General features: G+C 56.8%; 13 protein-coding genes and 1 tRNA gene. 4 read left to right on the top strand and 10 right to left on the bottom strand.

Annotation, left to right across the window (positions count from 1 at the left end):
• Nucleotides 1-42: 42 nt before the first annotated feature.
• A complete protein-coding gene (locus HFP51_RS01870) occupies nucleotides 43-582 on the bottom strand; it encodes a DUF6456 domain-containing protein (RefSeq protein WP_255454770.1) in 540 nt (179 codons plus the stop codon).
• Between the two features lie 105 nt (nucleotides 583-687).
• Between HFP51_RS01870 and HFP51_RS01865 the strand changes: the two genes are divergently transcribed.
• Both HFP51_RS01865 and HFP51_RS01860 read left to right on the top strand, forming a co-directional pair.
• Nucleotides 688-1,251 (top strand): helix-turn-helix domain-containing protein, encoded by a 564-nt coding sequence (locus HFP51_RS01865; RefSeq protein WP_176874071.1) that lies wholly within the window; start codon nucleotides 688-690, stop codon nucleotides 1,249-1,251.
• Between the two features lie 144 nt (nucleotides 1,252-1,395).
• Nucleotides 1,396-1,971 (top strand): LuxR C-terminal-related transcriptional regulator, encoded by a 576-nt coding sequence (locus HFP51_RS01860; RefSeq protein ID WP_176876487.1) that lies wholly within the window; start codon nucleotides 1,396-1,398, stop codon nucleotides 1,969-1,971.
• 277 nt (nucleotides 1,972-2,248) lie between these two features.
• Here the strand turns inward: HFP51_RS01860 and HFP51_RS01855 are convergent.
• Nucleotides 2,249-2,324: transfer RNA gene (locus HFP51_RS01855), tRNA-Val, on the bottom strand.
• A 252-nt stretch (nucleotides 2,325-2,576) separates the two neighbouring features.
• On the bottom strand, nucleotides 2,577-2,996 hold the full coding sequence (locus HFP51_RS01850; protein WP_176874069.1) for a hypothetical protein: 420 nt from the start codon (nucleotides 2,994-2,996) through the stop codon (nucleotides 2,577-2,579).
• A gap of 214 nt (nucleotides 2,997-3,210) precedes the next feature.
• On the opposite strand from HFP51_RS01850, the gene HFP51_RS01845 reads away from it, so the two are divergent.
• Nucleotides 3,211-3,618, top strand: coding sequence for a hypothetical protein (locus HFP51_RS01845; RefSeq protein ID WP_176874067.1), 408 nt, complete (start codon nucleotides 3,211-3,213; stop codon nucleotides 3,616-3,618).
• A gap of 42 nt (nucleotides 3,619-3,660) precedes the next feature.
• Nucleotides 3,661-3,939 carry an Imm27 family immunity protein gene (locus HFP51_RS14780; protein ID WP_176874065.1) on the top strand — a complete coding sequence of 93 codons (279 nt, stop codon included), beginning with the start codon at nucleotides 3,661-3,663 and terminating at the stop codon, nucleotides 3,937-3,939.
• A gap of 35 nt (nucleotides 3,940-3,974) precedes the next feature.
• Here the strand turns inward: HFP51_RS14780 and HFP51_RS01835 are convergent, their stop codons facing one another.
• The 7 genes from HFP51_RS01835 to HFP51_RS01805 form a co-directional block, all read right to left on the bottom strand.
• Nucleotides 3,975-4,400 (bottom strand): hypothetical protein, encoded by a 426-nt coding sequence (locus tag HFP51_RS01835; RefSeq protein WP_176874063.1) that lies wholly within the window; start codon nucleotides 4,398-4,400, stop codon nucleotides 3,975-3,977.
• 663 nt (nucleotides 4,401-5,063) lie between these two features.
• On the bottom strand, nucleotides 5,064-5,531 hold the full coding sequence (locus tag HFP51_RS01830) for a hypothetical protein (protein ID WP_176874062.1): 468 nt from the start codon (nucleotides 5,529-5,531) through the stop codon (nucleotides 5,064-5,066).
• Between the two features lie 1,463 nt (nucleotides 5,532-6,994).
• Nucleotides 6,995-7,942 carry a MarR family transcriptional regulator gene (locus HFP51_RS01825; protein WP_176874061.1) on the bottom strand — a complete coding sequence of 316 codons (948 nt, stop codon included), beginning with the start codon at nucleotides 7,940-7,942 and terminating at the stop codon, nucleotides 6,995-6,997.
• A 234-nt stretch (nucleotides 7,943-8,176) separates the two neighbouring features.
• Nucleotides 8,177-8,872 (bottom strand): aspartate/glutamate racemase family protein, encoded by a 696-nt coding sequence (locus tag HFP51_RS01820; protein WP_176874060.1) that lies wholly within the window; start codon nucleotides 8,870-8,872, stop codon nucleotides 8,177-8,179.
• A gap of 91 nt (nucleotides 8,873-8,963) precedes the next feature.
• Nucleotides 8,964-10,469: an NAD(P)(+) transhydrogenase (Re/Si-specific) subunit beta gene (locus HFP51_RS01815; protein WP_176874059.1), complete on the bottom strand. Its 1,506-nt coding sequence runs from the start codon at nucleotides 10,467-10,469 to the stop codon at nucleotides 8,964-8,966.
• Nucleotides 10,469-10,762: a proton-translocating transhydrogenase family protein gene (locus HFP51_RS01810; protein ID WP_176874058.1), complete on the bottom strand. Its 294-nt coding sequence runs from the start codon at nucleotides 10,760-10,762 to the stop codon at nucleotides 10,469-10,471. The genes HFP51_RS01815 and HFP51_RS01810 overlap by 1 nt, the downstream gene beginning before the upstream one ends.
• 9 nt (nucleotides 10,763-10,771) lie before the next feature.
• Nucleotides 10,772-11,902, bottom strand: coding sequence for a Re/Si-specific NAD(P)(+) transhydrogenase subunit alpha (locus tag HFP51_RS01805; protein ID WP_176874057.1), 1,131 nt, complete (start codon nucleotides 11,900-11,902; stop codon nucleotides 10,772-10,774).
• Nucleotide 11,903: the final 1 nt, after the last annotated feature.

Below are 11,903 nucleotides of genomic sequence, written 5' to 3'. Positions count from 1 at the left end.
AACCCATGTAAAAACGCACCAGCGTTGCGAAAAAACGATGCGCTAATCCGGCAGGCGATAATGGCTGGCCAGTCGATCCAGAGCGAGGACGAGAACCACTTTTCCCGAGCGGCTAGGCCAGCCCATCTCCTTCTCCGCGCCCTTAAGGCCTTCGCCCGCACATAGAACCCGCCAGGCAATATCATCCAGTCCGGAGCCCAGCACCTGCATTGCATCATCAAATCTTCGCTTCGCGGCCAACTGAGCCTCGCTCGGACTGAGCACAGCCGGCGCGGCGCGCGCGATCTTGCTGGTCGGCGGTGCATCCCATTGCATCGTGGTGCGCGGCGCGAGCTGGGAGAGCTCATAGTCCCGCCGTAGCGCTTCCCCCGCGTCAAAGTGGCGCGCGGTGATATGGCCGCGCGCATGCAGCCAGCTGAGCGGCGATTCCGCGAGGTTGACGGTTACCGAACGGGCCAACCGCGCCTTGCGAGCCGGATGGCTGGGCGCGCTATCATGGACCCGCAATCGTCCATCTTGGGGTAACGGCCGCTCGACAAGCACTCTTGGGTCCGCCCCCCGCGATAGACTTTTCCCCGCCATTCCAGCTCTCCTGACTGCCTTCCAATCCCTGCGAATCGACCTTGCCATTTCGGCAATAGTGTAGGACAGATAAAAACCAATTTGGTTCGTCGAGGATAGGCCAATATGATCACGACAATCCGCGAAATCCGCAAAGCCAAGCGCCTGACGCTGCAGGAAGTGGCTGACCGCTGCGATCCGCCCACCACCGCACAAACGATCGGTCGGTTGGAGACCGGCATGCGGACCGTTTCGGTGGCCTGGCTGAATCGCATTGCCGATGCGCTGGGCGTTGAGGCGGCAGATCTGGTCACATTGCCGGAGCAGACGGATCTGACCGTCGCGGCGGTGCTCGACGGCAATGGCGCCGAGGCGCCGCGCCACGCGACGCGTTTCACGCCCCCTCGCCCCTCGCCTGGGATGGTGGCGATCCAGGTCGATGGCGGCATTGGCGACTATCGGGCCGGTGACGAAATCTGGTGCGAACGGTTGGATCCGGATGCCTTCGCGACTGCGTTGAACCGGGATGTGCTTGTCCCGCGCCCGGCCGGTCGCTTCCTGTTCGGCCGCCTGATCGGGAGAGAGGGCGAGCGCCTGCAGCTGCTCCCCCATGGCGCTGGTGGACGCCAGCAGGTGATCAAGGATCCCAGCTGGATTGGTGTCGCCACGCGCCTCGTCCGCGCGCTTTAGGCGATCTGCGGCCCGCGCGAATATTCGCAAGCGAGCCTTGCCGCGTCTCTTGCCTGCAATCTATAGTCGCTCGTGGAGGTATGCGTGACGAATACAGGGAATCCCCTTCCCGTTCCGGATGAGCCGAACGCAGAGCTGATGCAGATGATCGCCAACAGCCCAGTGGCGTCGGTGATCAGCAATCCGCGTCTCCCCGACAATCCTATCGTTGCGTCGAATGACAAATTCAGCGAGCTGACCGGCTATCCGCGGGAGGAAATCATCGGCCGCAACTGCCGTTTCCTATCCGGCCCGGGCACCGAACCCTGGCTGACCGAGGAAATCCGCCGCGGTGTCCGCGAAAAGACCTCCGTACTGGTCGAGATCCTCAACTATAAACGCGACGGCACACCCTTCCGCAACGCCGTGCTCGTCGCGCCGATCTACAACCAGGCGGATGAGCTCGACTATTTCCTGGGGTCGCAGGTCGAGATTCCAGATGAAGCCGGCAGCATATCGACCGCGCGCCGTATAGCCGCCGTTGATGCGGTCAAGAACCTGTCCGAGCGCCAGCGCCAGGTCCTCACATTCGCCGCGGAGGGTTTGCTGAACAAACAGATTGCGCACGAGCTTGGCGTGACCGAGCGGACGGTAAAGATGCACCGGGCCTTGCTGATGGAACGGCTCGAAGCGCCGACCGCAGCCGACATGATCCGCACCGCTGTCGAGGCGGGTCTATAGGCAATTCAGTCCGTGCTGAGCGACCAGGAGCTCACCGCGCGACATGGTCCAAAGGACATGTAGGATGAGCGGCACCGAACGGGCATAACAATGGTGTTGCGGCGTTGCAGGTCCTTTGGTTGATACAGCCATCTCCCATCCCTCGGCTCCCCTTGACCGGACACCTCCCTCCCACGCCGCAACATTTTTTCCCGGATGCGCTGAGACAAGCCGCACCAAAGCGCGGCCAACGCCGTACGTGCGCGCGCGGCGTGAAACGATCAGAACTGTCTAGGAATGGTGGGCGCTGACAGGCTCGAACTGCCGACCCTCTCGGTGTAAACGAGATGCTCTACCAACTGAGCTAAGCGCCCTTCCTTGCGGAACGCTGGGCTTTTAGGGAATTTCGCGAAGGCGTCAATAGGCGTTTCGCCGAACGGAGCGGTTAGCGGCGGAGATGCACGGATTTTGGAGTCCCAAGGGGGGCCTGAGAATATCCCGGGCGCAAACACCGCAGCTTGGGTGTATGCCGTTAAGGGTCCCGGTTAGACTGACTGATATGTGTCGGACTAAAATCGAATGTCCGCTTTGCGCCCATTGCGGACATTCTGTAGCTTCGAGCTTCGCTATAGATTTAAAGGATACTCTACCTTCAAATGCCGCCTAACATTAATGACGTTCAGTCGTTTTGCTTCGCTTCCAGATCGGGTTTCTGAGTTTGCAGCCGCAAGCAGCACATCGCAAAATTTGGCGATGTAGATCTTCTCATCTTGATTTAGTCTTCGACTTTCATCGATCTTTCGTAAAGCCCTTTGAATATGCAATGTCGCCAGTTGATGATTCCGATCTCCTAAGGCCCCCTGGGCCATTCGTATATCAAACTGAAAATATTTGGGTTTCCGTGCCTCTTGATCGTCGATGAGCGAAAAGGCTCGGCTCATCTGGTCGATGCATCTCGAGTAGTTCCCTCGATCCATCAGCATACCAGCTTTTGTGAAATGGTAAGCCATTCTCGGAGCCATCAAAATGCGCTTCAGATAGTTCATATCGCTAGACTATCGTAAATCATGGCAGACACCACCTAGGGCCCATAGCGAATTGGTAGCTGGAAAGTACAGCGATCAGATATGTCTGCCACAGCCATGATCGATACAACCCTATGCCGGCGGATATTGCCTGGAGTTTTGACTGAGAAGGATCAGCAAATGAGTCTGCCTTCCACCCATTGCGGACGCTAAGATTGTAGGCCAATATTCCTCCATGTCTAAAAAAATCGGCAAACAGGAACGGATGGAGCTACGGCGCAAGATCGGCAATCGAGTGATCACTCCGCCCCCGGAACCGCGGCTGCACAGAGGCCCAGACTACTTGACCTCCCATGCATGTTTTCAATGCCGCAAGTCTTGGAAGCGCAGCGAGGAGCGTGAGCATGTTTGCCCGGAATGCCAAAGACCGTTGGCGATGATGGGACGGAGTTTTAGTGCGCCCAAGAAACGAGAAGTCGACAAGTGGACAGCGGTCCGCAAACTCTGGAACGCGGGATTCAGATTCTGGAGTTATCGGAGCTATCCAGGCGGCGAAAAATACCCCGACGAACTACGCGAGATTGATGCGTTCATTCGCCGAAACCCGGACCATCCGATGCGCATTGCAAAGCAATTCCGCTAACCACCCTTTGCAGACACCATTGAAAACAAATACTGGTTCCGGATGGATCAGATTTCGCGCAACGAGACGAACATATCCGGACGATGGGACTCTTCGAGCGATCGAACTGTCGAGGATGAGACTTGCAAGAGGATTAGGTCTCTCATCAGCGATCACTTGATCGAGCGTCGTCGATCCACTTCTGGATGGGACATTCTGTATCAAGATCCCAATGACGGTCGTTTCTGGGAGCTAACCTTTCCGCACAGCGAGATGCACGGTGGTGGCCCTCCCGAACTGAACGCCATTTCAGCCGGTGATGCTGATGCAAAGTATGATTGAACAATTTTGTCCGCTTCCCACCCATCGCGGACATCCTATTGTTTGACAAACAATCGGTCCCCGATCCTTGATTTTAACGTGATGAACACCGCGGTTGTTACAAATCCGTAGAGCGCCCCAAACCGAATTGGCATCGCGCCCTGGAATAGCAGCAGCAACATCAAACCGCCGGCGAACGTTCCAAATACCAGCAACAGCACATTGGTTGCCGGAATTGCCACTCCCCGTTCGTCAAGTTCTGTCCGAAAACCAAACAGCATCAATGTACCAGGAATTGTGAAAACCATCGTGAATACCGAAACTCCTAAGAAAGCTCGGATTGGAGATGAAACTGCTTCCACAAATCCGGCAATGAGAAACGACATAATGAAGGTTGAGATCAAACTACCCAGGGCAGCAGACAAAATGAGGATCGATAAAAATCGCCACATTACGTCAGTGTAAATGGCTTCAATAATCAACACAATTGTCCGCTATCCACCGGTTGCAGACCGTCGCACCGGTCGCCTATTCTCGCATTCGTGAGAGAACGGGTGTCAGCATATCGAATTGGGAGCATCATCGCCGCTACAGGTCTGTCGCAATCCTGTGCAGCGAACGACGTGGACTATCGAGTTGCCAGCACTCAAGCCGTAGATGAGATAACAATCGATCAGGTGATCGAAGACCCCCACAGCAATGATGGCGCAATAGTTACGACGGAGATTTTTCCGTTTGATAACGGGTTTTCGGAATCATTCCCGTTCTGCCTAGAGCGCTGCTTGCCCCTCGACAGCGAACAGACCCCATTTGTGGTGTTTACGTCACCTGGACGTTTTGCCGACTCAGATGGCACAGCTGGGGTGACCATTCGAATGGTGTTTGACGCAGGATGCTATCTTGGAAATGCGATTTGCGTAGATCTACGGTTCGGCAGATTCACCGAAGTGAGATGAGTATGGCGCGCGCTTAACCGAACGGAAGAGGCTGATTGGGAACGGGGTACTGAACGTCCGCTTTCGGCCAGCGGCGGAAACGTCCGCTAACCACCCATTGCGGTCGTTGTCTGAGTTGGCGACGGTTACCCTGCACCGGGGCTGAAAATTTCAATTCTATACCGGCTTCAGATGTCGGCAAGCGGTAGATTAATCTACTTTCTTCGGCAGGTTTTTTGAGATTAGCCAGGCGAATAATGCACTTATTGCAAAAACTTGGATCGATCCGATTACCAAGCCGGAGACCACCAAAAGCTTCGTGGTATCCACATCTAAGCCTTCTCCGAGTACGGCTCCGACGCCTTCCCAAGTGAAGGTAAGATCTAGCAGCCATATTGAGCCAATACCCCACAACACACTGAGCAAAACGTCGGTCAGCGCTGTGCCTAAGGAAAACTTTAAAATTTCCGACCCGAGCATCGGTCGATTAACTGCTTTGACGTACCACCACATGGCGAGTCCAACTGCTGCTATGGTTATACCAATGGTGGAAGTGAAAAGCTCGGTTCCCGTCGTAAGGAAATAGAGCGTCAGTCCGCCAGCTGCTACGAGTTTCACGACAAGATAAACCAAGACAAAACGCAACATCGAGACGGGTTCAACACTATGACTTTCCATACCGTCCCCTTACGCGACGGAAGGTCCGCTTTCCACCCATTGCGGACATTCGAGTGCGAGGGCATTATACTTGAATGCGCTGGCCTTGGCCTAGAACACCTGCAATCGCACAAGGCCTCCCCTCTGACGTTCGCGAGGGAACGCAAGAACTCGACCGGCGTGTGAAATCTGAGTTTTCACCCGGAACAAGCGAAGCGGATTTGATCCAAGAATTGAGAAGCCAAGGGTTCCGGATCGACCGATCTCACGAAGACTGTAGCTATGCCACACTAACGCATGGCGTGGTGATGAGAACGCTTTGGTCTGTGCGCTGGAGAGCAGAGCATGGGAATATCAAAGAAATCTGGGGTGTGTTTGGATATATCTATCCGTGAGATCTTAGGGTCCGCTAACCATCGATTGCTGACGTTCACTCTGGGTTCGTTCGATGTGCGCGCCACAACAGGTAGAAGCAGATCGCCCATGGAATGATCAAAAATGTCAGAAAGACGTCCCAAAATTCAATCAACAACGACCAATCGTAGAGGACAGCACCAACGGCCATAAGGAAAATCATGGCTGTACCGGTCATTATAGCGAAAGCCAGATTCCTGGCCGTATCTTTTTTCATCTTGATCTTCGATCCAATGACCGTCCTCGGTCGTACCACTGACAATTCGACACCTATTGTGCTCTGAAGGGACGACCCGAGTTTTCGGATATGTTCTCACCGACTGAGCAGGGCAACAAGTACCACAATCTAGTGGATCGCCAATGTCCGCTATCGGCCAGAAGCGGAACGTCCGCTTTCCACCCATTGCGGACGTTAAACATCCGACATAGCCTGCCAGTATGGCAGATATTCTCGGCTACATTTGGACAGCATTGTTAGTCGTCGGATGGGTCGCCGCGACTTATTTCATTATTCGAGCCGGAATAACCGGTCGACCATTCTCCTATACGAGAAAAGCCAGCGGTAGAAGCTGGCCGCCGCATAGATCTGAAAACCCTGTTCGATTTTGGTTCTATTGGCTACCACTAGCCGTACCGGTGTTGTTTCTAAATGCCGCGTTAGTCGCTTGGATCATCAAAATTCTGATTGGATGGTCGTAGCGTTGGGCTACGTGCAATTGTCGACCTGATGCTGACCTTTGCGAAATTCTTCCGTCTGCAACGTAAGCGGAGCGCACGACTTTTGTGGCGGAGTCAAGCGAATGAAGGAACATAATCAGTGAACATTCCAACGATTATAGTTCTGATCTTCATTGCAGTTTATGTTGCATGGAATCTCCTTATTGTCTGTTTTGAAATTCCTCATTTCCGAGAAGGTCGCCGATACATTTTTTCGGCTCTTGCGCGATTGGCGATAGCTGGTGTGGGCGTGTGGCTAATTGTGAGAATGCTATCTGTGTGACCGCAACTCAAATGTCCGCTTTCGGCCAAAAGCGGACTCTCGTCGTAACGGATCCATCCCCCTCCCCCAATTAACTCGGCAGGACGTCGCCATTGTCATGCACCTCGGCAAACCAGCGGTCCAGCGCCTCGGCCGCTTCGTCGGCGAGGTCGATGAAGATGCGGCGGCCGTCGCGGGGGTCGGATCGGCGGACGAAGAGGCCGCGATCGGTCATCGTGCGGATCCAGCGGAGTGCGGTGGTTGGCGGAACTGCGGCGGCTATGCACAGGCTGGACACGGCGACCTGGCGACCCTCGATACGCGCAGCCATCAGATCGAGCAGCATATCCCATGCAGGATCGGCAAAGAGTTCCGCATCGAAAAATCGATCCCGACTCCGCCGCATCCGGATTATCGCCCGAATATCTTCGGCGCCGAGCCGATATGTTCGAACAGGCTCGGCGTGAAAAGCAAAGGGCGCTTCGCCCAGCGCATTGCCTCCCGGCGCGACGGATGGGGCATCGCCATGCGAGAGATCGGCCAGCGCAGAGGCAATACGGGCGGCCTCTTCGCTCAACCTGCGTAAACGCGCATTGCCGCGTTCGCCGCCAATGTCCCGAAGCGTGAGCCTGTGTCCTGCCGTGGCAAGCCCCAGCGCGGCCGCGCGATCGACCTGACCCGGTGCGCAGAGCAAGGCGATGTCCGGATGCTCGATATGGGCATCGACGATATCGACCAGTTCGATCGGGACACTAATCACGCTGCGATAGCGGCCGGCGCGCGCTGCACGCTCAATGTCCTGCAACAGTTCGTCAAGTTGCGGCCCATGGTCTTCGTTCAGATCGACAAGCGCGACATCGAAGACGATTTTTTCATCGATCTGCCGCCGGGCTCCCTCCGGCCTCTCGACGCCGATCACCCGCCCGCCAATGGCATCCACCGATGATCGGCATTGATCCTCGCCATTTTGGCTATCCGAGACAATCAAAACGGATGGAGACAGGCCGCGCTCCTCGGGTACCGATAGTGAATGTGGCATAGCTTCTCCGCTCGGGCTCTCCGCTGGCCCGATCCTCGCTATATTCGCACCGATGCGGAGCGAGAAAGCGCGATATGATCCATTATGGCGAACGGACAGGATCCGCAATAAAGCAATTATATTGCAGATAGTTAGCGAGAATGGCGGGAATCGCCGGATTTACATCCGAAAAGTCAGCTTGGCCGGCTCCTGAAGTTACACCGAAATGGTGATGTCCATAGCGAAGCTGGGCAATCAGTCGCTGCTCAGGATCCAGTCCAGCGCGGCTTCGGCATGCAATGAGGTCGTGTCGAAGATCGGCAGGACATTGCTGGTCGGGTTAACCACCATCACCAATTCTGTGCAGCCCAGGACGATCGCCTCATTCCCGGCCTTTTCAAGATTGGCGATGAAGGTCTTCATCGTGCGTTTGGATTCAACCCGCGCTTCGCCCATCACCAGTTCTTCGAAGATGATCCGATCAATCTCCGCCATCCGCTCCGGATCGGGGATGGCAAGATCGATGCCGTGGCTCTTCAGCCGATCGCGCAGGAACCCTTCGCTCATCGTGAACCGGGTGCCGAGCAGGGCCGCGCGGCTGACATTGGCGTCCTGCATGGCCTTGGCGGTGACATCGCCGATATGGAGCACGGGCACATCGACGGCATCGGAAAGCGGTCCATAGAGTTTGTGCATGGTGTTGGAGCACAGGACGATGCCGTCGGCGCCTGCGGTCTGGAGCCGGCGTGCGCTATCGGCGAGCTGGTTGCCGAGCGCGTCCCATTCGCCGGCCGTCTGAGCCTGGGCAATCGGTTCGAAGTCGAAGCTCTCCATCAGGAGATGCGCGCTGTGCCGATCGCCGAGCCGTTGCATGACGCCGCGGTTGATCTTCTCATAATAGATGGCGGTCGAGGCCCAGCTCATCCCGCCAATCAGGCCCAGTTTACGCATGGCAACTTTCCTCTGCACAGATTCGCTCATGCAAGATAACGGTATGCGGCATCAATCGTTCCGCTGACGGCATGATTTAGTCGCGGCGCGATCAACCGAGATTCTTGTTGATTTCCTCGACCATCTTCTTCGCATCGGACAACAGCATCATCGTATTGTCGTTGTAGAAGACCTCATTATCGACCCCGGCATAGCCCACACCGCCCATCGAGCGTTTGATGAAGAACACCGTCTTGGCCTTGTCGACGTCAAACACGGGCATGCCATAGATGGGTGAGCTCTGGTCGGTTTTTGCGGCCGGGTTCACGACGTCATTGGCGCCAATGATGAAGGCGACATCGGCCTGGGCGAACTCGCTATTGATATCCTCAAGCTCGAACACCTCGTCATAGGGCACATTCGCTTCGGCCAGCAGTACGTTCATATGGCCGGGCATGCGGCCCGCCACCGGATGGATCGCATATTTGACCGATACACCCTCCGCCTTGAGCAAGTCCCCCATCTCCCGCAGCACATGCTGCGCCTGGGCGACGGCCATGCCGTATCCCGGGATGATGATGATCTTCTCGGCCTGCTTCATCAGGAAGGCCGCGTCATCGGCGGAGCCCGCTTTCCACGGCCGCTCGATCCGCTCGCCTTTCTCGCCGCCACCGCCGCCATCGGCACCAAAGCCGCCGGCGATCACGGAGAGGAATTTCCGGTTCATTGCGCGGCACATGATATAGCTCAGGATCGCGCCCGAGCTGCCAACCAGCGCACCGGTGATGATCATCGCGGTGTTACCCAGCGTGAAGCCCATCGCGGCTGCGGCCCAGCCCGAATAGCTGTTGAGCATCGACACGACGACCGGCATGTCCGCCCCGCCAATCGGTATGATCAGCAGGAAGCCGACCGCAAAGGCCAGACCCGTCACCACCCAGAACAACCAGGGCGTATCGACATTGGGCTGCGGCACGAAATAGAAATAGCCGATCAGCCCGAGGATAGTGGCCATCGTACCCAGGTTGATGACGTGGCGACCCGGCAACAGGATCGGTGCCCCCGACATGTTCCCGTTCAGCTTGAGAAACGCGATCACCGAGCCGGAGAAGGTAATCGCACCAATCGCGACACCCAGCCCCATTTCGACGCGGCTAACCGGAAGCAAGATCCCCTCAGCATCGGTGATCCCAAAGGCCCCGGGATTGAGATAGGCCGCAGCGGCAACCAATACCGCCGCCATACCGACCAGCGAGTGAAAGCCGGCAACCAATTGCGGCATCGCCGTCATCTCGATCCGGCGCGCGATCACAAAGCCAATCGATCCGCCAATCGCAATCGCAATCAGGATTTCCCAGATGCTGGCAATCTCATGGGTGACCAGGGTGGTGACGACAGCGATCGCCATGCCGATCATGCCAAAGCGGTTACCCGCGCGGCTGCTTTCCGGGCTCGACAAACCCCTTAGCGCCAGGATGAAGAGCACCCCGGCTGCAAGATAGGCGAGAGCGGCGATGGGATTGACGGCGGTCTCGCCGCCAGCGGCGAGCGCCGGTGAAGCCACCACAAATGCCGTAAGCGCGAGGCCGGCCCTAGCCGTGTGCGATAGAGCGCTCATCAATTGCGCTCCTTCTTCTTGTACATGGCCAGCATGCGCTGAGTGACAGCAAAGCCGCCAAAAATATTGACCGATGCGAGGACAATGCCGAGCAAGCCCAGCCATTTCGCCTCTTCGCCGCCAGCCAAACCGCCAGCCGCGGCAGCAATAAGCGCGCCCACGATGATCACCGAGGAGATCGCGTTGGTCACGGCCATCAACGGCGTATGGAGCGCCGGCGTAACCGACCACACCACATAATAGCCGACGAAACAGGCCAGCACGAAAATTGAGAGGATCGAGATAAAGTCCATGGTAAGTCCCTAATTCGCCGTAAGCCGTTCGTTCACGATCTGACCGCCTTTGGTCAGCGTGACACCCTGAACGATCTCGTCATCCTCGGGGAGGACCGGCGCTTTCGCCTCCTCATCCCAGAACGCGCTGAGGAAATTGTAGAGATTGCGCGCAAACAAGGCCGATGCATCTGCAGCCAGCCTGCCGGCAACATTGCGATTGCCAACGATCTTCACGCCATGTCTTTCGACCGTCTCTCCGGCAACCGCCCCTTCGACATTGCCGCCCTGCTCGACCGCAAGATCGACGATAACGCTGCCCGGCCGCATCGAGGCCAGCTGCTCATCCGAAATCAATCGCGGCGCCGGGCGCCCCGGAATGAGCGCGGTGGTGATCACGATATCCTGCTTGGCGATATGGGAAGACACCAGTTCGGCTTGCGCCTTTTGATATTCTTCGGACATCTCGGTTGCATATCCGCCCGTGCCTTCGCCTTCGATCCCTTCGACTTCCTCGACAAAGATCGGCTTGGCACCAAGGCTTTCAATCTGCTCCTTGGTCGCAGCGCGCACGTCTGTCGCGGAAACCTGTGCGCCCAGCCGCCGTGCGGTTGCGATTGCCTGGAGACCCGCAACACCGACCCCCATCACGAAACAGCGCGCAGCGGTGACTGTGCCAGCGGCCGTCATCATCATCGGAAAGGCACGGCCATATTCGCCCGCCGCATCGAGGACGGCCTTATAGCCGGCAAGATTCGATTGGCTCGACAATATGTCCATTGACTGGGCGCGGGTGATGCGCGGCATGAATTCCATTGCCAGCGCTTCAACACCGGCCTTGGCATAGGCATCTATTGTCTCGCGCCGGTTAAACGGATCAAGCGCACCGATCAGGCGCACGCCTTGTTTGGCCGAGGCGAGTTCATCGGGGTCTGGACCGCGGACACAGAAAATTACATCGGCATTTTCGATAACCGCAGCGCGATCGCCGACCGTCGCACCAGCCTCACTATATTCACCGTCCGATACGCCAGCCGTATCACCGGCACCCGCCTCAACGGCCATTTCAGCCCCAAGAGCCAAGAATTTCTTAACGCTTTCGGGCGTTGCAGACACACGGGATTCGAGCGGATCCCGCTCATTCAGGACGGCGATTTTCAAG

This window comes from Parasphingopyxis sp. CP4 (assembly GCF_013378055.1).
Classification (GTDB): Bacteria; Pseudomonadota; Alphaproteobacteria; order Sphingomonadales; family Sphingomonadaceae; genus Parasphingopyxis.
Note: the sequence above shows the minus strand (reverse complement) of the source record. Positions and strands in the feature narration are given on the sequence as shown.